The 25,846-nt window shown below is 75.7% G+C and carries 24 protein-coding genes and 2 tRNA genes; 11 read left to right on the forward strand and 15 right to left on the reverse strand.

The annotated features are described in order from the left end of the window. Positions 1-164 precede the first annotated feature (164 nt). A complete protein-coding gene (locus ACZ2G1_RS06640) occupies positions 165-1,196 on the forward strand; it encodes a 6-phosphofructokinase (RefSeq protein ID WP_017834233.1) in 1,032 nt (343 codons plus the stop codon). 95 nt (positions 1,197-1,291) lie between these two features. Here ACZ2G1_RS06640 and ygfZ read toward each other — a convergent pair whose 3' ends face one another. From ygfZ to ACZ2G1_RS06655, 3 genes are all read right to left on the reverse strand, one after another. Further along, a complete protein-coding gene (gene ygfZ, locus ACZ2G1_RS06645) occupies positions 1,292-2,380 on the reverse strand; it encodes a CAF17-like 4Fe-4S cluster assembly/insertion protein YgfZ (protein WP_017834234.1) in 1,089 nt (362 codons plus the stop codon). Positions 2,381-2,385: 5 nt separating this feature from the next. Beyond that, on the reverse strand, positions 2,386-2,985 hold the full coding sequence (locus tag ACZ2G1_RS06650; protein ID WP_017834235.1) for a heme-binding beta-barrel domain-containing protein: 600 nt from the start codon (positions 2,983-2,985) through the stop codon (positions 2,386-2,388). A 116-nt stretch (positions 2,986-3,101) separates the two neighbouring features. Continuing rightward, positions 3,102-3,707 carry a hypothetical protein gene (locus ACZ2G1_RS06655; protein WP_031283389.1) on the reverse strand — a complete coding sequence of 202 codons (606 nt, stop codon included), beginning with the start codon at positions 3,705-3,707 and terminating at the stop codon, positions 3,102-3,104. Positions 3,708-3,949: 242 nt separating this feature from the next. On the opposite strand from ACZ2G1_RS06655, the gene ACZ2G1_RS06660 reads away from it, so the two are divergent. From ACZ2G1_RS06660 to ACZ2G1_RS06700, 9 genes are all read left to right on the forward strand, one after another. Further along, positions 3,950-4,633: a response regulator transcription factor gene (locus tag ACZ2G1_RS06660; protein WP_017834238.1), complete on the forward strand. Its 684-nt coding sequence runs from the start codon at positions 3,950-3,952 to the stop codon at positions 4,631-4,633. Between the two features lie 51 nt (positions 4,634-4,684). Beyond that, the gene (mshD, locus tag ACZ2G1_RS06665) at positions 4,685-5,617 is read left to right on the forward strand and encodes a mycothiol synthase (RefSeq protein ID WP_017834239.1); all 933 of its coding nucleotides are present in this window, start codon (positions 4,685-4,687) and stop codon (positions 5,615-5,617) included. A 61-nt stretch (positions 5,618-5,678) separates the two neighbouring features. Then, positions 5,679-7,958, forward strand: a complete 2,280-nt coding sequence (locus ACZ2G1_RS06670) for an RNA degradosome polyphosphate kinase (protein WP_109222005.1) — start codon at positions 5,679-5,681, stop codon at positions 7,956-7,958. A gap of 108 nt (positions 7,959-8,066) precedes the next feature. Next, a complete protein-coding gene (locus ACZ2G1_RS06675) occupies positions 8,067-9,092 on the forward strand; it encodes an NUDIX hydrolase (RefSeq protein ID WP_244915784.1) in 1,026 nt (341 codons plus the stop codon). 129 nt (positions 9,093-9,221) lie between these two features. Continuing rightward, positions 9,222-10,064, forward strand: coding sequence for a thymidylate synthase (locus ACZ2G1_RS06680; RefSeq protein WP_095650596.1), 843 nt, complete (start codon positions 9,222-9,224; stop codon positions 10,062-10,064). Continuing rightward, complete coding sequence (locus ACZ2G1_RS06685) at positions 10,061-10,660, forward strand: dihydrofolate reductase (RefSeq protein WP_470377593.1); 600 nt, start codon at positions 10,061-10,063, stop codon at positions 10,658-10,660. Before ACZ2G1_RS06680 ends, ACZ2G1_RS06685 begins: the two co-directional genes overlap by 4 nt. Before the next feature lie 26 nt (positions 10,661-10,686). Beyond that, on the forward strand, positions 10,687-11,079 hold the full coding sequence (locus tag ACZ2G1_RS06690) for a GNAT family N-acetyltransferase (protein WP_017834244.1): 393 nt from the start codon (positions 10,687-10,689) through the stop codon (positions 11,077-11,079). Between the two features lie 10 nt (positions 11,080-11,089). After that, positions 11,090-12,232, forward strand: coding sequence for an aspartate-semialdehyde dehydrogenase (gene asd / locus ACZ2G1_RS06695; protein WP_470377594.1), 1,143 nt, complete (start codon positions 11,090-11,092; stop codon positions 12,230-12,232). A gap of 3 nt (positions 12,233-12,235) precedes the next feature. Further along, a complete protein-coding gene (locus ACZ2G1_RS06700) occupies positions 12,236-12,616 on the forward strand; it encodes a GntR family transcriptional regulator (RefSeq protein ID WP_133409313.1) in 381 nt (126 codons plus the stop codon). Positions 12,617-12,711: 95 nt separating this feature from the next. Here the strand turns inward: ACZ2G1_RS06700 and ACZ2G1_RS06705 are convergent, their stop codons facing one another. Genes ACZ2G1_RS06705 through ACZ2G1_RS06720 form a run of 4 tightly spaced genes read right to left on the reverse strand, consistent with a single transcriptional unit; the run spans position 12,712 to position 15,208 of the window. Further along, positions 12,712-13,107 carry a TIGR02611 family protein gene (locus ACZ2G1_RS06705; protein WP_035924921.1) on the reverse strand — a complete coding sequence of 132 codons (396 nt, stop codon included), beginning with the start codon at positions 13,105-13,107 and terminating at the stop codon, positions 12,712-12,714. Positions 13,108-13,117: 10 nt separating this feature from the next. Beyond that, positions 13,118-14,233, reverse strand: a complete 1,116-nt coding sequence (locus ACZ2G1_RS06710; protein WP_017834248.1) for a UDP-N-acetylmuramate dehydrogenase — start codon at positions 14,231-14,233, stop codon at positions 13,118-13,120. Positions 14,234-14,276: 43 nt separating this feature from the next. After that, complete coding sequence (locus ACZ2G1_RS06715) at positions 14,277-14,756, reverse strand: MaoC family dehydratase (protein ID WP_133409311.1); 480 nt, start codon at positions 14,754-14,756, stop codon at positions 14,277-14,279. Between the two features lie 2 nt (positions 14,757-14,758). Then, complete coding sequence (locus ACZ2G1_RS06720; protein ID WP_035924924.1) at positions 14,759-15,208, reverse strand: MaoC family dehydratase N-terminal domain-containing protein; 450 nt, start codon at positions 15,206-15,208, stop codon at positions 14,759-14,761. 110 nt (positions 15,209-15,318) lie between these two features. Between ACZ2G1_RS06720 and ACZ2G1_RS06725 the strand changes: the two genes are divergently transcribed. Then, positions 15,319-16,464, forward strand: a complete 1,146-nt coding sequence (locus tag ACZ2G1_RS06725) for a calcium/sodium antiporter (protein ID WP_035924927.1) — start codon at positions 15,319-15,321, stop codon at positions 16,462-16,464. 116 nt (positions 16,465-16,580) lie between these two features. Here ACZ2G1_RS06725 and ACZ2G1_RS06730 read toward each other — a convergent pair. The 8 genes from ACZ2G1_RS06730 to ACZ2G1_RS06765 all read right to left on the reverse strand — a co-directional run bounded on the left by ACZ2G1_RS06730 (position 16,581) and on the right by ACZ2G1_RS06765 (position 25,686). Beyond that, positions 16,581-16,654, reverse strand: a tRNA-Met gene (locus tag ACZ2G1_RS06730). Positions 16,655-16,715: 61 nt separating this feature from the next. Beyond that, positions 16,716-16,787 (reverse strand) — tRNA-Thr (locus ACZ2G1_RS06735). A 182-nt stretch (positions 16,788-16,969) separates the two neighbouring features. Next, a complete protein-coding gene (locus ACZ2G1_RS06740) occupies positions 16,970-17,386 on the reverse strand; it encodes a hypothetical protein (protein WP_115162910.1) in 417 nt (138 codons plus the stop codon). A gap of 54 nt (positions 17,387-17,440) precedes the next feature. Then, a complete protein-coding gene (locus ACZ2G1_RS06745) occupies positions 17,441-19,993 on the reverse strand; it encodes a phosphotransferase (protein WP_470377595.1) in 2,553 nt (850 codons plus the stop codon). Further along, the gene (locus tag ACZ2G1_RS06750; protein ID WP_272026032.1) at positions 19,990-21,819 is read right to left on the reverse strand and encodes an ABC transporter ATP-binding protein; all 1,830 of its coding nucleotides are present in this window, start codon (positions 21,817-21,819) and stop codon (positions 19,990-19,992) included. Before ACZ2G1_RS06750 ends, ACZ2G1_RS06745 begins: the two co-directional genes overlap by 4 nt. Beyond that, positions 21,816-23,087 carry a glycosyltransferase family 4 protein gene (locus tag ACZ2G1_RS06755; protein ID WP_095651596.1) on the reverse strand — a complete coding sequence of 424 codons (1,272 nt, stop codon included), beginning with the start codon at positions 23,085-23,087 and terminating at the stop codon, positions 21,816-21,818. Before ACZ2G1_RS06755 ends, ACZ2G1_RS06750 begins: the two co-directional genes overlap by 4 nt. Further along, positions 23,087-24,478 carry a glycosyltransferase gene (locus tag ACZ2G1_RS06760; protein WP_470377596.1) on the reverse strand — a complete coding sequence of 464 codons (1,392 nt, stop codon included), beginning with the start codon at positions 24,476-24,478 and terminating at the stop codon, positions 23,087-23,089. The genes ACZ2G1_RS06755 and ACZ2G1_RS06760 overlap by 1 nt, the downstream gene beginning before the upstream one ends. Continuing rightward, the gene (locus ACZ2G1_RS06765) at positions 24,475-25,686 is read right to left on the reverse strand and encodes a glycosyltransferase family protein (RefSeq protein ID WP_144836164.1); all 1,212 of its coding nucleotides are present in this window, start codon (positions 25,684-25,686) and stop codon (positions 24,475-24,477) included. Before ACZ2G1_RS06765 ends, ACZ2G1_RS06760 begins: the two co-directional genes overlap by 4 nt. Positions 25,687-25,846: the final 160 nt, after the last annotated feature.

The raw sequence follows: 25,846 nt of genomic DNA on the forward strand, positions 1-25,846 counted from the left end.
GGGGCCCTCTTCCCGGAAGTCTAGGCCGCAGGCCGGCGGGCGGCGCCGGGGGCCAACACGGCCGGGCCCGGCCCTGCCGCCCGGGCCCGGACTGACTAGACTGGGCGTGCCGGCGCACGTCCGGCCGCCACGCACGCCCCGCCCACCCGGAGGAGACTGTACGGATGAAGATCGGACTGCTGACCAGCGGCGGGGACTGCCCCGGACTCAACGCGGTGATCCGCGGCGCCGTGCTGCACGGGATCAAGACCTACGGCCACGAGTTCGTGGGCTTCCGCGACGGCTGGCGCGGGGTGCTCGAGGGCGACATCATGGACCTGCCCCGCACCCGGGTCCGCGGCCTCGCCCGGGAGGGCGGGACCATCCTCGGCACCTCCCGCACGAACCCCTACTCCGGGCCCGGAGGCGGGCCGGAGAACATCGGGGTGATGCTCGAGCGCCACGCGGTGGACGCGATCGTGGCCATCGGCGGGGAGGGCACCCTGGCCGGCGCCAAGCGCCTGGCCGACGCCGGGCTGCCCGTGGTGGGGGTGCCCAAGACCATCGACAACGACCTGCAGGCCACGGACTACACCTTCGGCTTCGACACGGCCGTGTCCATCGCCACCGACGCCATGGACCGGCTGCGCACCACCGGGGAGTCCCACCACCGGTGCATGGTCGCCGAGGTCATGGGCCGCCACGTCGGGTGGATCGCGCTGCACTCGGGCATGTCCGCCGGCGCGCACGCGGTGCTGATCCCGGAGCAGAAGGTCTCCATGGACCAGGTCTGCGCTTGGGTGCAGGAGGTCTACGACCGCGGCCGCTCCCCGCTGGTGGTCGTCGCGGAGGGGTTCATCCCCGAGGACCGGGAGGACGTGCTCGCTGGGAAGGGCACCGAGGCCGACGGCCGTCCGCGCCTGGGCGGGATCGGGGAGTACGTCACGCAGGAGATCGAGCGCCTCACCGGCATCGAGACCCGCAACACCACGCTCGGGCACATCCAGCGCGGGGGCGCCCCCACGGGCTTCGACCGCGTGCTCGCCACCCGCTTCGGGATGTCCGTGGTCGACCTCGTGCACGAGAAGCAGTGGGGGCGGATGGTCGCCATCCGCGGCACCGACATGGTCCGCGTCGACTTCGCCGAGGCCCTCGAGGGGCTCAAGACCGTTCCCCAGGACCGCTGGGACGAGGCCCGCGTCCTCTTCGGCCGCTGAGGCGGGCGGCGGCCCCGGTCGGTCAGGCCTGCGGGTCCGCGCCGCCCGGGGCCCGGGGCGGACGTCGGTGACGGGAGTCCCGGGGTCCGGCGAGGTCAGGGGCGGGGCCCGCGGAGGAAGCCCGTCTGCCGGCCGACCACCTGCCCGGCGTCCGGCGGCACGACGACCTGCTGCGCCGCGGCCCACCGCTGCTCGCCGTCGGTGACGACGAGCTCGGCGGCGGGATCGACGGTGCGCTTGAGCACGGCCAGGGCGATGGGACCCTGCTCGTGGTGGAGCTGCACGGAGGTGACGCGCCCCACCGTGCGCTCCCCCGCGACCACCTCGGCCCCGGCGGCGGGCAGCGTGTGCTCCGACCCGTCGAGGTCGAGCAGCACCAGCCGGCGGGGCGGGTGCCCGAGGTTGTGCACCCGTGCGACGGTCTCCTGGCCCTTGTAGCAGCCCTTGGCCAGGTGCACGGCGGTGCGCAGGAGGTCGAGCTCGTGCGGGATCGTCCGTTCGTCCGTCTCGGCGCCCAGGCGGGGGCGCCACGCGGCGATCCGCAGCGCCTCGGCGGCCCACGCGCCGGCGAGGGGGAGGTCGAGGGTCAGGGCGTCGAGCTCGTCGCGGGGCACGAGGTGCTCCCACCAGGTGCGCTCCTCGCCGGGGTGGGGCCCGTCGAGGACGGCGTAGCTCCACCCGCCGGGGGCGACGTGGGGCCAGGGGTCCCGCCACACGACCGTGGCGGGCAGGCCGGGCACGGGGCCCGTGGCGCCGAGCACGGCCCACTGCCCGGTGCGGTCCTCGATCTCGACGCGCAGCGCGAAGCGCATGCGCTCGAGCCACGCCACCAGGGCCGCGGTCTCGTCGGCCTCGGTGATCAGCCAGGTGCTGGTGCCGTCGTCCACCACGTGGGGGGCGTGCTCGATCCGCCCCTGCACGGACAGGAAGAGGGTCTCGGTGCTGCGCCCGGGCTCGAGCCCGGTGAGCACCTGGGAGGAGAGGGTGGTGAGCCAGCTGAGCCGGTCGGGCCCGGTGACGGTCACGACGCCCTTGTGGGAGAGGTCCACCACGGTGCCGGGGGTGCGCACGAGGGAGCGCTGCTCGCGCAGTGGGTCGCCGTAGTGGGCGGCCACCCCGCGGTCCAGGCCCTCGGCCTCGACGGCGCCCGGCCGGTGGAGCAGGGGGGAACGGTGCTCGGTCACGGAACTCAGCCGATCTTCCGCAGCTGCGCGGAGGCGTGGGTGGTCAGGGGCTCGCCGAGCGCGGCCATGTCCCAGGCCCAGAACAGGTCGCCGTGGACCAGGCCGTACATGCGGGTCGAGGAGCTGTACTCCTTGGCCCCGCGGGCGCGGATCACGGCGTCGGTGGCGAGGTCGATCCGCGGGCCCTTGATCTGCCCGGCGTAGAGCTCGGCGACGCCGCCGGGGTGGGTCAGGGTCACGAGGACGTCGAAGCCGCCGTCCGCGTTGCGCATCCGCTCCACGTCCTCGGCGCCCTGGAGCACGGGCACGAGGTCCGGCGGGAGCATCCCGGGGCCCACGTCACCGTCCTCGAGGGTGCGGTCGAGCTGCCAGAAGCCCTGTTCCACGGTGGCCGGGCGCATCGGCTGCCCCTCGTCGTCGAGGAGTGTGGTCTGTGCCCGGTAGTCGAGGAACGGCAGCCCGTTCTGCTCGAAGGTCACGCGCTGCCGGAACGGCCGCTGCTCGACCTCGCCGTAGCCCATGAAGCCGTCGCCCTCCCAGGTGCCCAGCAGCCAGGCGAAGGGGACGAGCTCGGGCAGCAGATCCGAAGGGATCTCGATCGGCACGGGACTAGTGCTGTCCCTTGAACAGTCCGAGGACCACCTTCAGGGAGATCCCGGCGATGAACAGGCCAGAGATGCCGAGCAGGGCGAGGTAGAAGATTTCGAGTGCAAGCATGGCCCTAAACTACCACGGTGCTCACCAGCCGGGCAGTGAACACGGCCCCCACCCCGAGGAACGCCACGGGGGTCACGCCGAGGGCCACGACGCCCCGCTTGGGCGAGCTCTTCGGGGCCGCCGCGATGACGCGCCCGCCCACGAGGGCCACCAGCGCGGCCAGGACGGCGCCGACCACCACGAGCAGGGCGGGGTCCGGGCCCGTGGCCCGGTAGTCGCCGGCCAGGGCGATCCAGCCGGAGGAGCTGACCGCCGCCAGCACGCCCGCCGTGGAGGCGATCGCGGACTCGAGCCGGTGCTCGGCGCCCTCGCCGCGCACCAGCTCCGCCGCGAACACCGTCATGAGGGCCACGCCGACGACGGCGGGCAGCCACACGAGCTGCTGGCCGGGCAGGAACTGCACGAGCAGGGCCGCGGCGACGCCGGCGGCGGTCATGATCACGTTGTGGCGGTGCCTCGCCGCGATGCCGGTGGCCGCCGGCCAGCCGAAGCCGATGACCACGGACATGCCCAGCGCCAGCACCAGCGGCGCGGGCCCGGCGACCGCGACCGCCACGAGGGCCGCCACCAGCACGGCCACGCTGCACGCGGCGATCATGGCGTATCTCATGGTGATCGGGTTCCTGCACTGTCGGGGGTCGGGACCTGCGCCCGGGCGGACACGAGCAACGATAGCGGCTCGCCGCGGGGCGCGGGCGGAGCGCCGGGACCGGGTGCAGGACCGGGAACCGGGCGCGGGGTGCGGGCGGGCACGGGCCGCGGGACGCTCCGGACCGGCGGGGTCGCGGAGCCGGTCGCCCGCCCGGACCTATACTGACAGCTCAGTCCGTACGCCAGAGTGGAGAAGCACGAGTGTTCCAGATCCTGATGCTGACCGACGCGGACGGACCTTCGGCATCGGTGCTCCCGGCCCTCGACCTGCTCAACCACAAGGTCTCGGTCGCCCCGACGCGGACCGTGTCCGGCAGCCTCGACGGCCGGTCCCCGGACGTGGTCCTGCTGGACGGGCGCACCGACCTGATCACCGCCCGCAACCTCGCGCAGCTGCTCACGGCCAAGGGTCTGGCCGCGCCGCTGCTGATGGTTCTCACCGAGGGCGGGATGGCGGCCGTGGCCGCGAACTGGATGGTCGACGACGTCGTGCTCGACACCGCCGGCCCCGCGGAGGTCGAGGCGCGGCTGCGCCTGGCCTCCTCCCGCACGGCCGAGGTCCCCGAGGACGACACCCGCATCCGCGCGGGCTCCGTGGTCATCGACGACGCCGCCTACTCCGCGCACGTCAACGGCCAGCCCCTGAACCTCACCTACAAGGAGTTCGAGCTGCTGAAGTACCTGGCCCAGCACTCGGGGCGGGTCTTCACCCGCGCCCAGCTGCTCAGCGAGGTCTGGGGCTACGACTACTACGGCGGCACCCGCACCGTGGACGTGCACGTGCGGCGCCTGCGCGCCAAGCTGGGTGCGGACCACGAGCACCTGATCACCACGGTGCGTAACGTGGGCTACAGCTTCGCCACGACGCGGGCCCGGGAGGGCTGAGCACCTCCCGACCCGGTCCGTGCGCCCCATCCCGTTCCGCAGGAGGTCCCCATGTCCCGTTCCGTGCCGTACGACCTCGACCGCCCGGACGTCCCGCCGGCCGAGGAGATCGTGGCGCTCGCGTCCCGCGCCGCGGCCGCGGACGGCGACCCGCCGTTCTCCGACCAGACCCTGGTGGACCTGCGCTCGGCGCGCGACGGCCGGGTCCGCACCGTCCTGGCGCGCTCGCGCGAGGGGGAGCTCCTCGGCGCCGCCGTGCGCGTGCCCGAGCCCGACGGCGCCCACCTCGTGGAGCTCGTGGTCGGCCCCTCCCACCGCGGCGCCGGGATCGGCGCGGCGCTGGCCGGCGCCGTGGCCGCCGGGACCACCGGCACGGTGCGCGCCTGGGCGCACGGCGGGCACCCCGCCGCCGCCGCGCTCGCCGCCCGGCACGGCCTGGCCCCCGTGCGGGACCTGCATCGGCTGCTGCGCCCCCTGCGCGGCGCGGCGGACCTGCCCCTCCCGGAGGCGATGCCCGAGGGCTTCCGCCTGCGGGCGTTCGAGCCCGGCCGCGACGAGCAGGAGTGGCTGCGGGTCAACGCGGCCGCCTTCGCCGAGCACCCGGAGCAGGGCAGGATGACCCTCGACGACCTCCGGCAGCGGGAGGCCGAGCCGTGGTTCGACGCCGCCGGCTTCCTGCTCGCCGTCCGGGAGGACGAGCCCGGGACCGTGGCCGGCTTCCACTGGACCAAGGTGCACGCCGCCGACGCCGAGCGCGGTCCCCTCGGCGAGGTGTACGCCGTGGGCGTGGCCCCCGGGCACCAGGGCACGGGGCTGGGCCGGGCGCTGACCGCCGCCGGCGTCAACCACCTCGCCCGGCAGGGGCTCGACGAGGTCATGCTCTACGTGGACGGGGACAACGCCGCCGCGATGCGGCTGTACGAGGCGCTGGGGTTCCGGCCCTGGCACCTCGACGTGATGTACGCCGGCACCCTCCCCGGCTGACCCGCCACCCGATCCTCCCGCGCCCGGACCGCCGGGGCGGGCACGACGAGACAGGACCGTGATGACCACCCACCAGCAGGACAGCCCGCAGTCCGCGCCGGCCCCGAGCGCCCCCGGGGCCCCGGCCGCCGGGTCCGGCACCGCACCCCCCGGGGGCCCCGACGAGCTCCCCGACTCCGCCCGGAGCCACGGGGACCGGGACCGGATCGACGACCCCGTGCCCGCGGCCCGGCAGGTGCTGGAGGGCCGGCACGGGCCCGAGCGCTTCCTGGACCGCGAGGCCAGCTGGGTGGCGTTCAACTCCCGGGTCCTGGAGCTCGCGGAGGACCCGGACCTCTTCCTCCTGGAGCGGGTGCACTTCCTGTCCATCGTGGCCTCCAACCTGGACGAGTTCTTCATGGTCCGGGTGGCCGGGCTCAAGCGGCGCATCGCCACGGGCATCGCCCGGCCGGCCGCCTCCGGGCACTCCCCCGCGGAGCAGATGGCCACCATCGCCGCGCGCGCCCACGAGCTGCAGGAGCGGCACGCGCGGGCCTTCCACGACCTGGTGCGGCCCGAGCTGACCCGGCAGAACATCCACCTGGTCGGCTGGGAGGACCTGGACGCCGCCACCCGGGAGCGGCTCACCGGGGACTTCCACCGGCAGGTGTTCCCCATCCTCACGCCGCTGGCCGTGGACCCGGCCCACCCGTTCCCCTACATCTCCGGGCTGAGCCTCAACCTGGCCGTGATGGTCCGCAACCCGCAGTCGGGCAAGCGGCTGTTCGCCCGCGTGAAGGTCCCGGACCAGCTGCCCCGGCTGCTGTCGGTGGACGGGTCCCGGGCCTCGCGCCTGCCGAACGGCCAGGCCCGGTTCATCCCGCTCGAGGACGTCATCGCCCAGCACCTGGACGACCTGTTCCCCGGGATGGAGGTCGAGGAGCACCAGGTGTTCCGCGTGACCCGCAACGAGGACCTGGAGGTCGAGGAGGACGACGCCGAGAACCTCCTGCAGGCCCTGGAGAAGGAGCTGCTGCGCCGCCGCTTCGGTCCCGCGGTGCGCCTGGAGGTCACGGACAGCATCAGCACGGAGGTGCTCGAGCTGCTCGTCTCCGAGCTGGGCATCGACGAGTCCGAGATCTACCGGCTGCCCGCCCCGCTGGACCTGCGCGGGCTGGGGGTCATCGCCGGCATCGACCGCCCGGAGCTGCACTACGCCCGCCACGTGGCCCACACCTCCCGCTACCTCAACGCCGCGGAGACCGCCAAGGCGGCGGACGTCTTCGCCGCGACCCGGGCCCGGGACGTGCTGCTGCACCACCCCTACGACTCGTTCGCCACGAGCGTCCAGGCCTTCCTGGAGCAGGCCGCCGCGGACCCGAAGGTCCAGGCCATCAAGCAGACCCTGTACCGGACCTCGGGCGACTCCCCCATCGTGGACGCGCTCATCGACGCCGCCGAGGCCGGCAAGCAGGTGCTGGCGCTGGTGGAGATCAAGGCCCGCTTCGACGAGCAGGCCAACATCTCCTGGGCCCGCAAGCTCGAGCAGGCCGGGGTGCACGTGGTCTACGGCATCGTGGGGCTGAAGACCCACTGCAAGCTCTCCCTCGTGGTCCGCCAGGAGGAGCACGGGCTGCGCCGGTACGTGCACATCGGCACCGGCAACTACCATCCCTCCACCGCGCGCTTCTACGAGGACCTGGGGCTGCTCACGTGCGACCCGGAGGTCGGGGAGGACGTCTCCCGGCTCTTCAACCAGCTTTCCGGCTACGCGCCCAAGACCACCTTCCAGCGCCTGCTCGTGGCGCCCCGCTCCGTGCGCTCCGGGCTCGTCGACCTCGTGGAGGCCGAGATCCGCCACCACCGGGCCGGCCGCCCGGCCCGGATCCAGGTCAAGTGCAACTCGATCGTGGACGAGGCCGTGATCGACGCCCTCTACCGGGCCTCGCAGGCCGGGGTGCCCGTGGACGTGGTGGTCCGCGGGATCTGCGCCCTGCGCCCCGGGGTGCCGGGGCTGAGCGAGAACATCCGGGTCCGTTCGGTGCTGGGCCGGTTCCTGGAGCACTCCCGGGTCTTCGCGTTCTGCAACGCCGGCGAGCCCCTCGTCTACATCGGCTCGGCGGACATGATGCACCGCAACCTCGACCGCCGGGTGGAGACCCTGGTGCGGATCACGGACCCCCAGCAGGCGGCCGCGCTCGTGCGGCTGCTGGCCCGCTACGTCTCGGACGCCACGGCCAGCTGGCACCTGGACGCCGAGGGCGTGTGGACCCGCCACCACCGGGACGCCGAGGGGAACCCGCTCGTGGACGTCCAGGAGCACCTGCTGCGCAGCCGGGCCCTCGGCCGGCCGACGATCTAGTCGGCGGTGGAACGGGTCAGCGGTAGCATCGTGGGGGTGCCGCCCGACGGTCCGGACCGCGGGCCCCGGCACGCCCGTGCACCACGGACAGGGGACGAAAGAGGGGCCATGCCCAGGACCGCAGAGAAGACCACCGAGCAGCGCCCGGCCGAGAGCCCCGGCCGGGCGGGCGGCAGGACCGGCACGAGCGGCGCGGCAGGGAGCGGGCGGCCCGCCGACGTGCTCGCGGCCGGGTGCCTGTGCTGGCGCCGGACGGGCGGCGGGCTCGAGGTGATGGTCATCCATCGGCCGCGCTACGACGACTGGTCCTTCCCCAAGGGCAAGCAGGACGACGGCGAGACGCTGCCCGAGACCGCCCACCGGGAGGTCAGCGAGGAGATCGGCCTGCTGCCGCGCCTGGGCGTGCCCCTGCCCACGATCCGCTACGACGTCAAGGACGGGTGCAAGGACGTGCACTACTGGGCCGCGGAGTTCGGCCCCGGCGCACGGCCCGAGCCCGATGGCAAGGAGGTGGACGCCGTCCGCTGGGTCTCGCCCGAGGACGCGCACCGGATGCTGACCAACCCCTCCGACCGGGAGCCGCTGGCGGCCCTGGTGGACCTGCACGAGCGCGGGGACCTCGCCACGCGCCCGGCGATCGTGGTGCGCCACGCCAAGGCGAAGCCGCGCTCGGCCTGGTCCCGGGCCGAGGGCGACCGGCCGCTGGCCGCGACCGGCAAGCGCCAGGCCCTCGCCGTGACCCGGCTGCTCCGGGCGTGGTCCCCCGAGCGGGTCCTCACGTCCCCCTGGCTGCGCTGCCTGTCCACCGTGGTGCCGTACGCGCGCAAGGCCGGGGTCTCCGTGCGAGAGCGCCCGCAGCTCACGGAGGCCTCGCACAAGCGCCACCCCAAGAAGGCGGCCGCCGTGGCCCAGACCATGTTCGACAAGGACACGCCGGTGGCGCTGTGCACGCACCGCCCGGTGCTGCCCACGGTCCTCAAGGTCATCGCCCGGCACGCGAGCCCAGAGCTCGCCGCGCAGCTGCCGGCCAAGGACCCGTACCTCTCCCCCGGCGAGATGATCGTGCTGCAGGTCTCCCGCCGGCACCGCCGGCGGGTGGTCTCCGTGGAGCTCGTGAAGCCCTTCGACGACTGACCCCCGGCCCGGCGCCGCAGGACCCGCGGCGCACCGTCCCGCAACCGCCGGGACCGCAGCGCACCACCCGCCACGAGCCACCCGCCACGGACCGCCCGGCCCGCCCCGACTTCCCCCGAGGAGACCCGCATGACCGCCCCCGACCCCGTGCCCGCCCCGGTGCCGACGCCCTACGAGGACCTCCTGCGCGAGGTCCTGGAGCAGGGGGTGCACAAGTCCGACCGCACGGGCACCGGGACGCGCAGCGTCTTCGGGCGCCAGATCCGCTTCGACCTGGCGGAGTCCTTCCCGCTGCTGACCACCAAGCGGGTGCACTTCCGGTCGGTGGCCCTCGAGCTGCTGTGGTTCCTGCGCGGGGACTCGAACGTGCGGTGGCTGCAGGAGCGCGGTGTGACCATCTGGGACGAGTGGGCGGACCGGGACGGGGAGCTCGGACCCGTCTACGGCGTGCAGTGGAGGTCCTGGCCCACCCCCGGCGGCGGGTCGATCGACCAGATCGCCAAGGTCGTGGAGCAGATCCGCACGAACCCCGACTCCCGGCGCCACGTGGTGACCGCGTGGAACCCCGCCGAGGTGGACGAGATGGCCCTGCCGCCGTGCCACGCCCTGTTCCAGTTCTACGTCGAGCCCAGGAAGGACGGGCCGGGGCGGCTGTCCTGCCAGCTCTACCAGCGCTCCGCGGACATGTTCCTGGGCGTGCCCTTCAACATCGCCTCCTACGCGCTGCTCACCGTCATGATCGCCCAGCAGACCGGCCTGGAGCCCGGGGAGTTCGTCTGGACCGGCGGGGACTGCCACGTCTACGACAACCACGTGGCGCAGGTCCGCGAGCAGCTCTCCCGGGACCCCTACCCCTATCCGCGGCTGCGGCTCGCCCGGCGGCCCGCCACCGTCTTCGACTACGAGCTCGAGGACTTCGAGGTCCTCGACTACCGCCACCACCCCGCGATCAAGGCCCCGGTGGCCGTATGACCGCCGGGACGACCGGGGCGATCGGGGCGATCTGGGCGCAGACCGCCGACGGCGTCATCGGCCGCGCCGGGGCGATGCCCTGGTCGCTGCCGGAGGACATGGCGTTCTTCCGGCGCACGACGACCGGCCACCCCGTGATCATGGGCCGGCGCACGTGGGAGTCCTTCCCGGAGCGCTTCCGGCCCCTGCCCGGACGGACCAACATCGTCATCACCTCCTCCCCCGGCCGGGTGGCCCGGGGTGAGGCTCCCGGCGCGGTGCTGACGGCGTCCTCGTACGCCGAGGCCGTGCGCCTGGCCCGGACGAGCCCCGGCGCGGAGCGCATCTGGGTGATCGGCGGCGGCGAGGTCTACCGGCAGGCCCTGGCCGACGCCGAGCACCCCGTGACGGAGGCGCTCGTGACCGTCATCGACCTCGACGCGGACGGGGACACGCACGCCCCGGTGCTCGACGACGGGTGGGCCACGGAGCCGGTCCTCGGCCCGTCGGTGTCCCGCACGGGCCTGGGCTACCGGATCGAGCGGCGCACGCGCGGCCGGCGGGGACCGGGCGGAGGGACGCCCGGTTCCGGTAGCCCGGCGGCTCCGGTAGCGTGAGCTGCACCACGACCAGGAGGAACACCGTGACCGACCGGCACCCCGACCCCGCGATCCGGGACGACGAGCAGCTGCGCGTCGTGAAGAACACGGACCTCGACCGCTATGAGCTGTGGCGGGGGGAGCAGTTCATCGGCTTCGAGGGCTTCCAGGACCATGAGGACGGCACGGTCGAGCTCCAGCACACCATCATCGGCGAGCAGTTCGGCCGGCAGGGCTACGCGCGCACCCTCGTCACGCTCCTGCTGGACGGCTTCCGGGAGCAGGGCGTCGCGGTGCGCCCCACGTGCACCTACGTCCAGGACTACCTCCACCGCTTCCCGCAGTACGGGGACCTGGTGGTGCCCGGCCTCGAGCTCCCGCCGGCGCAGAAGGTGAAGGAGAAGCGCCGGCGCTGGGCCCTGCACCGCGCCCACTAGACTGGGGGCCATGACTTTTAGCTCGGGTGATTCGGTAGGGTTCGTCGGCTGGCGGGGCATGGTGGGTTCCGTGCTCATGCAGCGCATGCAGGAGGAGGGGGACTTCGGGGGCATCACCCCGGTGTTCTTCTCCACCTCCAGCGCCGGCCGGCCCGCCCCGTCCTTCGCCGGGGACGCCGGCACGCTGCAGGACGCCTACGACCTCGAGACCCTGGCGAAGCTCCCGATCGTCGTCACCGCCCAGGGCGGGGACTACACCAAGGACGTGCACGGGAGGTTGCGCGCCGCCGGCTGGGACGGTCTGTGGATCGACGCGGCGTCGACCCTGCGGATGAACGACGACGCGATCATCGTCCTGGACCCCGTCAACCGGGACGTCATCGACCGCGGTCTCGCGAGCGGCGTGAAGGACTTCGTGGGCGGCAACTGCACGGTCTCCTGCCTGCTCGTGGGTCTCGGCGGGCTGTTCCGCAACGACCTCGTGGAGTGGGCCACGTCGATGACCTACCAGGCCGCCTCCGGCGGCGGGGCCCGGCACATGCGCGAGGTGCTGGCGCAGTTCGGCGCCCTCCACGGCGTCGTCGCGGATGAGCTGGCCGATCCCGCCTCGGCGATCCTGGACATCGACCGCAAGGTGCTCGCCGCCCAGCGCGGCGACGCCCTCGACACCTCGATGTTCGGCGCGCCCCTGTCCGGCTCCCTCATCCCCTGGATCGACGCCGACCTCGGCAACGGGCAGTCCCGCGAGGAGTGGAAGTCCGCGGCCGAGACCAACAAGATCCTCGGCCGCACGGACCGGTACGCCCAGGACTGGGTGCCCATGGACGGGCTGTGCGTGCGGATCGCCACGATGCGCTCGCACTCCCAGGCCCTCACGATCAAGCTGCGGGAGGACCTGCCCGTGGCGGAGATCGAGCGGATCGTCGACGCCGACAACGAGTGGGCCACCGTGGTGCCCAACACCAAGGAGGACTCGATGCGGGACCTCACCCCCGTGGCGACCTCCGGCACCCTGGACATCCCCGTGGGCCGGATCCGCAAGCTCGCCATGGGGCCGGGCTACATCAGCGCCTTCACGATCGGCGACCAGCTGCTGTGGGGCGCGGCCGAGCCGCTGCGCCGCATGCTGCGCATCGCCACCGGCACCCTGTAGCCGGTGGAGGAGACCTCGATCCCGCCGGGGCTGTCGCTCGACGCGGGCGACGACCGCCCGCCCTCCGAGCAGCTCAGGCACCGCGTGCAGCAGGGCCGCGCGGACGGCACCCTGCCGGCGGGCACCCGGCTCCCACCGGTGCGCCGGCTCGCCGAGGCGCTCGGCCTCGCGGCCGGGACCGTGGCCAAGGCCTACCGCGAGCTCGAGGCCGCCGGCGTGATCGAGACCCGGGGCCGCCGGGGTAGCTTCGTGCGCGCCGCCGACCGGACCGAGGACCTGGCGGTGCAGGCCGCCCGGCGCTTCGCCGACGAGATCGCGGACCTCGGGATCCCGGCCGAGCACGCGCTGGAGCTGGTGGCCGCGCAGCTCGGCCGCTCCCGCTGACCGGGAGGGCCCGTCCGGAGGCGTCATCGCGCGCACCGGCGCGGGCCCGTGCGACCGCGGCCGCGGGGGGCTCCCCGGCAGGAGGCCGTCCCGGCTCAGGCTCCCGGGGACCGCAGGTGCCGGGGGCCCGGCACGAGGTTGCCCGTCCCGGCGAGGGCCCGGCGGTGCCGCCCCTCGGCGGTGCGCGCCAGCCACCACCGCCAGCCGCGCATCACCTGGCCCTTCGCCCACTGGTTGAGCCGGTGCGCCCAGTGGAACTCGGTGCCCCAGATGCCGAGCCCCAGGAAGATGGCGAGCCACCCCGGGCCGGGCGTCACGAGCATGATCAGGCCCGCCAGCACGAAGACGCCCCCGAGGACCGTCACGAGCGTCCGGTAGGCCACGAACAGCAGGGGGTGGCCGCGGGACCAGCGGCGCAGCCGGCCGAGGGCTTGCCGCACACGGCTGTCGGAGCTCTCCCCCTGGGCGATCTCCTCCTCGAGGCTGCTCACGGCCGCCGCCTCAGACCGCCGTGCCCACGATGACGGGCTCGGCGACGAGGTCCACCCCGTAGACGGACGCGACGCCGTCGCGCACCGTCCGGGCCAGCGCCATGAGGTCCTGGGCGGAGGCGCCGCCGCGGTTGGTGAGGGCGAGCGTGTGCTTGGTGGACAGGGAGGCGCGGCCCCCGGCGACGGCGGCGCCGTCGAGGTCCAGGAGCTCGTTGCGGGTCCCGGGCAGGCCGAAGCCCTTGCCGAAGCCGGCGTGGTCGATGAGCCACGCGGCGGAGAGCTTGACCCGGTCCTCGAGCGGGCGGCCCGCGGCGTCCACCACGGGGAAGCGGGGGGCGTCGGCGGGCAGCCGCTCCCCCAGGGCGTCGGCCGGGAGGATGGGGTTCGTGAAGAAGGACCCGGTGCTGTAGGTGTCGCGGTCCTCCGGGTCGAGGACCATGCCTTTGCCCGCGCGCAGGGCCAGGACCGTCTCCCGCACCCGCTCCAGCGGGGCGCGCTCCCCCACCTGGACGCCGAGCCGGCGGGCGAGCTCGCCGTAGCGCACCGGGGCGCTCTCGGTGCCGCGCTCGAGCCGGAACCGCACGGCGAGCACCACGTGGCGCGGGGAGCCGGCCACCGTGCTGCGCTTGAGGGCCGAGTCCCGGTAGGAGAACGCCAGGTCGGCCGGGGCGAAGTCCCGCACGCGCCGCTCCCGGCGGTCCCAGACCCGCACCAGCTCGACGGTCTGGGCCACCTCCTGGCCGTAGGCCCCCACGTTCTGCACCGGGGTGGCACCCGTGGTGCCGGGGATCCCGGCCAGGGCCTCGATGCCGACCAGCCCCTCGGCCACGGCCTGCGCCACGAGCTCGTCCCACGGGTGGCCGGCCTGGACCTCGAGGAGGGCGCCGGCGGGATCCTCGGCGAGGACCTCGACGCCGCGCGAGAGCACGTGCACCACGGTGCCCGCGAACCCGGCGTCGGCCGCGATGAGGTTGGAGCCGCCGCCCACCACGAGCACGTCCCGCCCGGCGGCGTCGGCCGCCGCCACGGCGTCGACGACCGCCTGCTCGGACTCCGCCCGCACGTAGTCGCGGGCGGGCCCGCCCACGGCGGCGGTCGTGAGGTCTGCGATGCGAGGGGACGTCATGGCGACCACCCTATCGGGCGGCCCGCGGTGCCCGGGCCCGGGCTCACGCCAGCCGCACCACGGCCTGGGCCTTGACCAGCACCTTCAGCGCCGCGGCGGTCGCCGGGTCGGCTCCCGCCGCGGAGAGGTCGGGGGCGGTCACGGTGAGGTCGACGCGCACGGTGCGGGCGGCGTCGTCGAGGGCGCCGATCTTCCCGGACACCGTGAGGGCCGTGGAGGCCTCGACCGCGGTCCCGAACCGGTTGGGGACGACCACGGGCTTGGTGAAGCGCGTCTGGTAGTCGACCACGGCGCCGGGGTCGCCGGCCCAGTCGGTCACGAGCTGCACGGCCGCGCCCATCGTGAGCATCCCGTGGGCGATGACGTCGGGCAGGTCCACGGAGCGGGCGAACTCCTCGTTCCAGTGGATGGGGTTGAGGTCCCCGGAGGCCCCCGCGTACCGGACCAGGTCCGCGCGGGAGAGCTCGATCCGGCGCTGCCCGATCTCCTGGCCCTTCTCGAGGCTGTCGAAGGCGATGCTCACGGTCACTGGTCCTCTCCGCGCACGAGCAGGGACGAGACGGTGGTGGCGACGTGCTCGCCGTCCGCGGCGCGGATCTCGGCGCGGGACGTCACCATCGCCCCGGAGCCCATGGCCCGGACCTGGTCGACGTGCAGCTCGGCCACGAGCTCGTCCCCGGCGACGATCGGGCGGTGGTGGGTGAAACGCTGGTCGGCGTGGACCACGCGGGAGAAGTCGATGCCGGCCTCGGGGTCGGCGATCAGGGCGGCGTCGGCGCGCTGGGCCACCACGATGGCGAAGGTGGGGGGCGCCACGAGGTCGGGGTGGCCGAGGGACCGGGCCGCCTCGACGTCGTGGTGGGCGGGGTGGGCGGCCTGGACGGCGCGGGCGAAGTCGCGGATCGCCTCCCGTCCGACGCTGTAGGGCTCGGCCGGCGGGTAGGTCCGCCCGACGAGATCGGGGTTCACGGGCATGGCAGCTCCTCGCTGGACGGGCCGCGCGCGGGCGGCGGGACCCGTCCAGTCTACGGCGGCGCGCCCCGCCCCGCCGGGCGCCGCCGTCCGGGGCACGTACACTCCTGCCCATGGATCTCCTGGACGTCGGCCGGATCGTCGCAGGGCTGGCGCTGCTGGTTCTCGGCGGAGAACTCCTGGTGCGGGGGGCGTCCGCGCTCGCCCGGCGGGTGGGGATCTCCTCCCTCGTGGTCGGGCTCACCGTGGTCTCGGCCGCCACGTCGGCGCCGGAGCTCGCCGTCACCGTCGGCGCCGTGCTGCGCGACGAGCCGGGCCTGGCCGTCGGGAACGTGGTCGGCAGCAACATCGTCAACGTCCTGCTCATCCTCGGGCTCTCCGCCCTCGTCGTTCCCCTGGCGGTGAAGCAGCGGCTGGTGCGCTTCGACCTCCCCTGGATGGTCGTGCTGTCGATCGGGCTGCTGCTCGTGTCCCTCGACGGGCGGATCGGCGCGGTGGACGGAGTGGTCCTTCTCGCCGCCGTGGTGCTGCACACGGTGCTGACCGTCGTGATCGGCCGGCGCGGTGCCCCCGTCCCCGCGGCGGCGCCGTCCGGGGACCGCGGAGCCGGCGGCGGCACCGGCGGTGCCGAGGACGTCAGGACCGAGGAGGAGCCGCCCCCGGCCTCGGTCCCCCGGTCCGTGCTGCTCGTGGTGCTGGGGATCGCCCTGCTGGTCGCCGGCGCGACCCTGCTCGTCGAGGGGGCGGTGAGCATCGCCACGTCGCTGGGGGTCAGCAGCCTGGTGGTCGGGCTGACCGTGGTGGCCGTCGGGACATCGCTGCCCGAGCTGGCGACCTCCGTCATCGCGGTGCGCCGCGGTGAGCGCGACCTGGCCGTGGGCAACGTGGTGGGCAGCAACATCTTCAACATCGGGGTGGTGCTCGGCCTGCCGGCGCTGATCTCCCCCGGGGGCATCCCGGTGTCCGGTGCCGCGGTGGCCCTCGACATCCCGGTGATGCTGGCCGCCGCGGTCGCCCTGCTCCCCATCGCGTTCACCGGGTTCGCGGTGGCCCGCTGGGAGGGCGCCCTGTTCGTGGCCCTGTACGCCGCCTACACCGGCTACGTGGTGCTCGCGGCCACCGAGCACGACGCCCTGGAGGGGTTCACGTGGACCATGGCGTGGTTCGTCCTGCCGCTGGTCGCGCTGACGCTCGCCGTCTTCACCGCCTACGAGATCGGCCTGCGCCGTGGCCGCCGGGATCCGCTGCGCTCGCCGTGACCGGTCCGCCCGGACCTGCGTCGGGTCCTGGACGGGGTGCCGGATCGAGGGGCCGGTGCCGGACCGGCCCGGGGACGACAAAAGCCCGTGACCGGAGGGTCACGGGCTTTTCGCCGTAGCGGTGGACGGGCTCGATCCGTCGACCTCACGATTATGAGTCGTGCGCTCTAACCAGCTGAGCTACACCGCCAGAGGGATGGGACACCGCGGCTGACGGCCTTGACGGCCGGGCCACAGGATCTCATCACGAGAGCCCCGACCGGGAATCGATCCCGGGACCTCCATCTTACCAAGATGGCGCTCTACCACTGAGCTATCGGGGCAACGACGAAGACTCTACCAGCACGTTTCGGGAGAACCAAAATCGCCGGGCACCCCTCTCCAGCACCTCCGGAGCCGTCCTGCCGGCCCTGGATCGGACAGGGTTCTCCGGCCCGTCGGCGCCGTCCCGCCCGCCCGGGCCGGGGCGCCCCGACACGGCCGGCAGGCGCCCCGGACCCGGCGCTCAGTCGTCCACGTCGTCGTCCCGGTCGTCGTCCCGGTCGTCGTCCCAGTCGTCGTCGAGCGGGGCGGGCTGCACGGGCAGCGGGACCTGGGCCGGGGGTGCGGGGACGGCCGGCGGGGCGGGCGGGGCCGGCGGCGGCTCGACCGGAGGGACCGGCACCGCGGAGCCCCCCGCGTCCCCGCGGTCCGGTCCCGGGGCGTCTCCCCCGTCCTGCGCGGGGCCGGTGGGGGACGGCGACGACGACGGGTCCCCGGCCGGCGGCGCCGTGCCGGCCGACGGTCCCGGAGGGGGGCTGCCGCTCACGGAGACACCGCCGCGCACGACCTCCACGCGGTCCGTGCCGCTCGCCGCGTTCCACAGCAGGAGCGCCAGGCCCGCGACGACCAGGAGGGAGACTGCCGACCAGAGGATCCTCATGCCCACCAGTGTCCCGGAACCGGTTGAGGGGGGCATGAGAACATGAGAGCCCTCTCAGGAACGCAGCCCGTCGAGCAGGTCCTGCGCCACAGCGCGCCACCGCGGGCGGAACGCGTAGACGCAGGCGAGCCGCAGCCGGGTCGCCTCGGCGTGCACGGCGAGACGGCCGGGGTCGGCGCCCAGCACCCGGGCCACCGCGGTCACGGCCTCCTGTCCCGCCGCCCGGAGCGCGGGGTCGAGCAGGCCCTGCGCCGCGCGCAGCTCCAGGTGCACGGAGAGGTTCGCGAGGTCGAGCTCGGGCTCGCCGAGGGCCGCGGTGTCGAAGTCCAGGAGCCCCAGCCGTGCGCCGTCGAAGAGCAGCTGCTGGTCGTGCAGGTCCCGGTGCAGCACGACCCGGCCCCGCCGGTCGGCGGGCAGGGCCGAGAGCTCCGCCCCGATCCGCCGTGCCCGTGCGGCGACCGCCCCCGGCGGGGCCTCGAGCAGATCCGGGAACGCCTCGAGCCGGCCGGCCCAGCGGGCCAGCGTGCGGGCCTCGTCCTCGGCCGTGTGCGCGGGCAGCGGCTCCGTGCCCGGCGCGGCGGTGGCCAGGGCCGGCCAGCACCGCGCCCACTCCGCCCAGGCGGCACGGTAGGCGTCGTTCCGTCCCGCGGCCCCCAGCTCGTGCAGGCTCCGGCCGGGCAGGACGGAGAACTCGACCCGGTCCTCGGCCCGGGCCAGGACGGCGGGCACGGCGAAGCCCGCCGCCGTGCCCAGCCCGTGGAGCCGGTCGGACAGCTCGGCGACCCGGGCGGCCCGGCCGCGGGCCAGGAACTTGACGAAGCGGTCCGGGGTGCCGACCACCGCCCGCCGGCGGTGCCGGTGCACGACCACCCGGCCGCCGGCCGCGGCCGCCGCGGCGAGTCCGGGGAGGCGGGGGTCCTCGCCGTGGGGCAGGACGCGGACGGCCCACGGCCGCCCCGCGCCGGGGGCCGCCTCGCCCGCGCGAACGCGTCCGTGCTCGTCCTCGAGCTCGAGCACGAGCCGGGTGCCGTCCGCCGGCCAGGCGCGGCGCACCCGCAGCGGCCGCCCGTCGGCGTCCGGCACGGTCTCCGGCACGCGCACGGGGCGGGTCCGCGGGACGTGCCCACTGCCGGAGTCCACGACGTGCACCGGATCCCCGCCGGCGGGCACAGGGTCGGCAGGCACGGGGCCCGCGGGCACACGGTCGGCGGGCACGGCGCCGCGCGGCACGGACGGCGGGGCGCCCGGCGCGGACGGCACGGACTCCGGCGCGAGTGTGGGGGTCACCGGCGCCCGCTGCACCTGATCCACCAGCCGCTGCGCGAGCTCGATCCGCCGGTCCGTGCGCTCCCGCCAGTCGGCGGCGGCCGAGCGGAAGGGCTCCATGCTCCGGGCGAGGACGTGGAACGCGGCCCAGGCCAGGATCTCGGGCCACGGCGGCAGCGCCGCCCCGGACCCGTACCCGCGCAGCAGGGCGCCCGTCAGGGACAGCTCCTCGGCTGCGGCGGGGGGCTGTTCGGCGCCCGGGCCGAGGAGCTCCACGGCGAGGAAGCTGCCGAGGTCGTCGGCCGCCGTGCCGGTGCGGACCCGGTCGAGGTCGGCGAGCCGGAGCTCCGGCGCCCCCGGGCCCCCGTCGCCGCGCACGAGCACCTGGTCCGCGGAGAAGTCCCCGTGCAGCATCCGCACGGGGGCCCCGGTGCGGTCCGCCAGGGCCTCGGCCACGACCCGGCCGGTCCGGGCGCAGCGGACGCCCGACCGCCGGTCGAGGGCGGACAGGTCGGCGGCCAGCGAGCGCAGCTTCCGGCCCGCGTCCAGGGGGGCGCCGACCCGTGCGGGGCCGAGGAGCGCCGGTCCACGCTCGTGCAGCTGCGCCAGTGCCGTGCCCGCGGCGGCGGCGGCCTGGAGCACGGGCCCTCCGGGTCCGGTGCCGGGGCCTGGGCCGTCCGGGGCCGCGGCGCGGGCCGCGAGGTCGCCGTCCCCGAACCAGGGGTAGTGCAGCACGTGCGGTGACACGGGGAGGCCGGGGACGGGCACCGGGGCGAGCACCGGGATCCCGGCGGCGGCGAGCCGGGTCAGCAGCACCGGGTCTGCGGGGGCGGGGCCGGCGGTGAGCTTCGTGACCCGGCCGGCCCCGCCGCTGTCGGCGCCCGTGAGGACCGCGCGGCGGCGGGGGTTGTAGCGCAGCAGCCGGGCGGGGTCCCCCGGCTGCCCGAGCCGCCGGGCCCGGTCCGGCCCGAGCACGGCGAGCGCGCGCCGCAGCTCGGGGTCCGTGCTGATCGTCCCCACGGCCAGACGGTGACCGGGGCGTCCCGGCACGTCCGCGACCAGCACGGGCGCCGGCCGGCCGTCCCGCGCGGCGCGGGCCAGGACCTTCTCGAGCTTGTCCCCCCCGTCCCCGGCGGGGGCGTAGGCGGCGACCCAGTGCACCGCGCCCGTGGTCCCGGCGTCCACGCGGGCCACGACCGAGACGCCGGGCTTGTAGCGCAGGTGGCTGGTGCGCAGCGGGCCGCCGAGCTGGTGGCCGAAGAGCTCGGTGAGCCGGCCGGGGTCGAGGACCGCGGCGAGCGCGGGCAGGCTCTCCCAGGAGTCGGGCAGGTGCAGCGTCACGAGCGGACCTCCCGGCGGTCCTGCGCCCGCTGCTGCTCGACCCACGCGGCGAACACGCCGTCCGGCCGGGCGAGCAGCTCCTCGGGGGCGCCGTCGAGCAGGATGCGCCCGTCCTGGACCCACAGCACGCGGTCGGCGGCGAGCGCGAGGGCGGCGTCGTGGGTCACCGCCAGGGACGTGCGGCCGCGGACCAGGCGCCCGAGGGCGTCCAGCACGTCCCGGGCGGACCGGGGGTCGAGTCCGGTGGTGGCCTCGTCGAGCAGCACGACGGGTGCGTCCCGCAGCAGGGCGCGCGCGATGGCCAGCCGCTGGCGCTGCCCGCCCGAGACGGTCGAGCCGCGCTCCCCCACCGGGGTGTCGTAGCCCTGCGGGAACGCCGTCACGAACTCGTGGGCCTGGGCGGCGGACGCGGCGGCCTCGACCTCGGCGTCGGTGGCCCCCGGGCGGCCGAGCCGGATGTTCTCCCGCACGGTGCCGTGGAAGAGGACGGAGTCCTGCAGCAGCAGGGCGGTGCTGCCGCGCACCGTGCCGAGGCTCAGGGCGCGCAGGTCGTGGCCGTCGAGGGTCACGGACCCGGCGACCGGGTCCATCATCCGCACCAGCAGGGAGACGAGGGTCGACTTCCCGGAGCCGGACGGGCCGACGACGGCGACGTGCTGGCCCGCCGGGATCACGAGGTCGACGTCGCGCAGCACGGTGCGCCCGCCGTGCTCCGGGTCCCCGTACGCGGCGTCCACGTGGTGGAGGGCGATCTCCCCGCGCACCCCGGGCAGGACCAGGGCGCCCGAGGCCTCCCGCACGTCCACGGGCTCCGCCACGAGGTCGGCCACCCGCTCCCCGGAGGCCGCGGCGCGGGCGATGCGCCCGGTGTACTTGGCCATGTCCCGCAGGGGCTTCATGCACGTCTTGAGATAGGTCGTGAACAGGACCAGGTCGCCCAGGCTCATGGCGCCCTCGAGCACCCGCAGGCCGCCGCCGAAGATCACGGCCGCGGTGGCCACGCCCACGATCACGTCCGTGGCCCGCTCGAGCGCGGCGGCCAGACGGCGGGACTGCACGCCCTGGGTGAGAGCCTGCCGGTTGGCGCGGCCGAAGGAGCCGGCCATGTGCTCCTCCAGCCCGTAGGCCTGGACGGTGCGGATCGCGCCGAGGGACTCGTGGGCGGTGTTCGCCAGCGCGCCCTCCCCCTGCCGGGTCCGGCGCGAGGCCTCGGTGATCCGCCCGGAGGACCCTCGGCCCACCAGCAGGAAGGCCAGGATCGCCACGACCACCACGAGGGCCAGGAGCCAGTCGAGGAAGAGCATCACCGTGCACATGACCACGAGCGTGATGACGTTGGCCAGCAGCGGCAGGCCCGCGGTGACGGCCACCTCCTGGAGCTTGCCGATGTCCGAGACGAGGCGCTGGACCGTGTCCCCGGCCCGGGAGACCGAGTGGTAGCGGTCCGACAGCGCCTGGACGTGCGCGAACACCCGTGCGCGCAGAGCGGTGGAGACCCGGGAGCCGACGAGGGCGAACGCGACCGTGGCGAGGTAGTTGGCGAGCGCGCGGAACCCCACCACCGCGACCGTGGCCAGCCCGGCGGCCGCGAGCAGCTGCCACGAGGCCTCCGGGATCCACGGGTCGACGTTGTCGGCGCCGAGGGAGAGGGACACGGCGTCGACGACGATCTTCAGCGGCCACGGCTCGAGCACGCGGAAGGCCACCTCGGCCAGGAGCACCACGACGCCGCCCGCGGCGAGCAGCCGGTGCTCGCGCAGGTGCGGGGTGAGCAGCCCGAGGGTGCGCCGGAGGGCCCTGCGGTCGAGCCGCCTGCCCCCGCTCACCGCGGCGCTCCCTGCAGTGCTCCCGGTGCGGCCGGGCGCGGTGCGGCGCCGCTGCGGGGTCGCGTGCCGGTGGGATCCGGAGGGGCGAGGTCCGTGCCGGCGAGGATGCCGTCGAGCACCGCGGTCCAGGAGCGCCGGGCGACCGCGTCGCGGCGGCCGGCGCGTCCCAGGGCACGCCGCCGGCCGGGATCGGCCACCAGCGCGTCGACGGCGCCGGCCAGCGCGGTGGGGTCCGAGGGCGCCACGAGCAGCCCGGTCACCCCGTCCTCGACCGCGGCCGGCACCTGGCCCACGCGGGACGCGACGACCGGCAGGGCCGCGGCGGCGTACTCGTAGATCTTCAGCGGCGAGAAGTACTGGTCCGCGGCGTCCTCCGTGGCGGGATAGGGCGCGACGGCCACGGCGCAGTCGGCCAGCAGCCCGGGCACCGCGGCGGGGGGCACCGCGCCGGTGAACTCGGCGTCGACGCCCAGCTCGGCGGCCAGCTCCTCGAGGGACGCCCGCTGGGGGCCGTCCCCCACCACGCGCAGGCGCCAGTCGGCGGCGGCCTCCGCGCGGGCCCGGATCAGGTGCTCCACGCCGTGCCAGGGCTTGAGCGTGCCGACGAACACGACGACCGGCGACACGGGGTCCGGTCCCCGGGCGGCGGAGTCGCGGCACGGACGGATGCGCTCCACGTTCACCCCGTTGGGGGCGACCAGGACCCGGCCGGCCGGCCCGCCGGTGTCGGCCACGGTCCGCTCCACCCAGCGGGCGACCGGCTCGGAGACGCAGGCCGTGCGCTCGGCGGCGGCGACCTGCGCGGCGAGCGCGGCGCGGGCGGCCGCCCCGTCCACGAGGTCGCGGTGGGTCCGCTGCTCGTCGATCAGCGGCGAGTTCACCTCGAGGACGCCCGGGACGCCGAGCGCGCCGGTGATCCCGGCCAGGGCGGTCGAGAACAGGGAGTGCCGCTCGTGCACCGCGTCGGCGCCGTCGGCGACGACCCGCTCCGTGATCCGGCGGGCGGCGTCCGCCTGGGCCCGCTCCCGGGCCGCGACGCGCGCGGCGCGGCCGGGAGCGGCGGACGCGGGGGCCGCCGGGACCGGGACGTGGACGACCGGGACGTCGGCGAGGTCGGCGGGGACGTCGTCGCCGACCCGGGTGGCGTAGAGGCGGACCTCGGCGCCGCGGGCGCGCCAGGCGCGCAGGATCTCCTGGACGTGGACGGAGGCGCCCTTGGTGCCGAACACGGGGACGCCGGGGTCGGCGCAGACGTAGGCGAGACGCATCAGCGGTCGGCTCCTTCGCGGAGGGGGACGGGTCCTGGGACGGGGTCGGCGGCTCGGGCAGGGGCCGGGGCGGGCTCTCGGGTCCGGCCCCGGGGCGGCAGCAGGCTCGGGGCCTCCGGGGGGCGTGCGGCGTGCCGGACAGGGCCCCGGGCCGGGTCGGGCTCCGCTCGGTCCGGGACCGGCGGGGGCAGCAGCGCCTGCAGGGCGGCGGCCTGGCCGGTCGAGTCGTAGTCCCGGGTCACGAGGGCGCGGGCGGCCCGGGCGGCGCCCACCCGGTCGAATCCGGGGTCGGCGACCGCGGCGAGCGCGCCGAGCAGGGCGTCGTCGTCGTCGGCGGGGACGAGGACCCCGGTGCGCGGGGCCGCGTTGCGGACCACCTCGGGGATGCCGGTGACGTCGCTCGCGATCACGGGCACGCCCATGGCCATCGCCTCGAGCAGCACGGTGGGCAGGCCGTCGGCGTTGCCGTCGGCGCCCACCGTGCACGGGGCCGCGAAGACGTCCGCGGCGCGCAGCAGCCGGCCGACCTCGGCCTGGGTGCGGGGCCCGACGAGGTCGACGACGTCCCCGGCGCCGAGCTCCGCGACCAGGGCGCGCAGCGGCCCCTCCAGCTCGCCGCCGCCGGCGACGGTGACGGACAGCCGCCCGCCCTGCTCCCGGTACCGGGCGGCCGCCCGCACGAGGCGGTCGAAGCCCTTCTTCTCCACGAGCCGCCCCACGGCCACGACCCGCAGGGTCTCCCCCACGGGCGCGGGGTCCCGGTAGGGGAAGCGGGCGAGCTCCAGGCCGTTGCGCACGAGCCGCAGCCGGTGCGCGTGCGCGGGGAACGCGGAGGCCAGGTGCCGCCGGTTGTACTCGGAGATCGCCACCACGTGCTCCGCCCGCTCGAGGGTGCGGCGCAGCCGGGCGGGGTCCACGGACTCGTGGAAGATGTCCTTCGCGTGGGTCGTCACGGAGAACGGCACCCCCGTGAGCCGGGAGGCGATCTCGGCGACGTGCGCGGCGAGGGTCGCGAAGTGCGCGTGCAGGTGCGTGATGCCCTGCTCCACGACCCGGGTGGCCAGCGCCACCCCCTGGTGGACCTCGGAGGCCTCCGTGCCGGCCAGCTCCGGGAGCAGGGCGGCGAAGCGGGGGCCGAAGCCGGGGACCACCTCCGCCGCGCGGGCCAGGACGGCCCAGCCGGCGGAGGCCCGCTCGGGGCGCTCCACGTGGTGGACCGGTGCCTGGACGCGGGCCAGCTCGGGGTGGAAGCGCGGGTCGGTGCTGTGCCGGAGGGCGAAGATCGTGAGGTCCTCGCCCTGGGCCTCCCGGGCCAGGACCTCGGTGACCACGAAGGTCTCCGAGAAGCGGGGGTAGACCTTCAGCACGTAGCCGATGCGGTGGCCGCTCACCGGAGGCCTCCGGCACGGGCCGGCACGGCCTGCGCGGGCTCCGGCGGCGGGCCCGCGGGCAGGAGCCGCGCCGCGAGGACGGGCACGGCGTGCAGTCCGTCGAGCGCCAGGTGCCGGCGCAGGCGCACGGTGCCCACCACGCGGTGCAGCCAGCCGCTGAGCGCGGCGCCGGTGAGGGCGTCGGCGGTCAGCACGTCCACCGCGCCGTGGGCCTGGAGGGCGCGGGCCCGGATCAGCTGCTCCTGCCGGGGCCGGTCGCGCGGGACCAGGAGCGCGGGGGTGTTCGTGGTGAGGATCTCGGCGACCGAGTTGTAGCCGCCCATCGACACCACCGCGCTCGCGTCCACCACCTCCGCGAGCGCGTCGGGCACGGACGGCAGGACGAGGGTGCCCGGCACGGCGGCGGCGCGCACCTGCTCGGCGTGCTCCTCCGGCATCTGCGGACCCGTGATCACCACGTGCCGGTGGCCGTGGGGCACCCGGGCGCGCGCCGCCGCGAGGGTCAGGCGGTGGCCGTCGGAGCCCCCGCCGGCCATGGTGAGGACGTAGGGGCGGTCCACGCCGCTCGTGCGCCGTCCGGCGGCCCGGCCGGTGGCGAGGTAGCCGGTGTGGCGGACCAGGTCGGCGAGCTCGGCGGGGATCTCGCCGGAGGCCACCGGGTCGTGCACCGCGCGGTCGCCGTACACCCAGATCTGGTCGTAGACCTCCCGCACGGGGTCCAGGTCCCCGAGCGCGGCCCACTCGCGGGCCGCGGCCGCGGGCTCGTCGAGGACCTCGCGCAGGCCGAGGACCACCGCCGTGCCGGGGCTCCGGTCCCGGAGCCTGCGCAGCGGCTCCAGCAGCTCCCGGTCCACCCCCCAGGCGTGGCGGTCGACGACGACGAGGTGCGGGCGGAAGGCCGTGAGCGCGGCGTCCACCATCCCGGAGCGCAGGGCGGTCAGGTGGCGCATGTCCACGGAGAGGTTGCGGGGCGCGTAGCCGCCCGCGCCCTTGCGGATCCCGGGCAGCACCACCCAGTCGAAGCCGTCGGGGCGCCCGTAGGACGTGGCGGCGTCGATGCCGGTCAGCAGCATGCCCGTCACCGGGCGCCCCGTCAGCGCCGGCAGGTGCTGGGCGAGGGACCGGGCGAGGGCCAGGTTCCGGCGGGTGTGGCCCAGGCCCTGGGAGTCGTGCGAGTACAGCACCACCCGCAGCTCGTCGTCGCTCATCGTGTCCTCCTCGGGGGATCAGCGCCGGCGGGTCCGGCGCCGGTGCGGCTGCCGCCCACTGTGGCCGAGGGACATGATGAGAACATGAGCCGTCGATGAAAAGGTTCTCATCTGCGGACGCCCGGCCCGCCGGGACCGGCCCGGAGGCCCCGGCGGGCCG

It is taken from the genome of Kocuria sp. KKT182 (assembly GCF_055635395.1).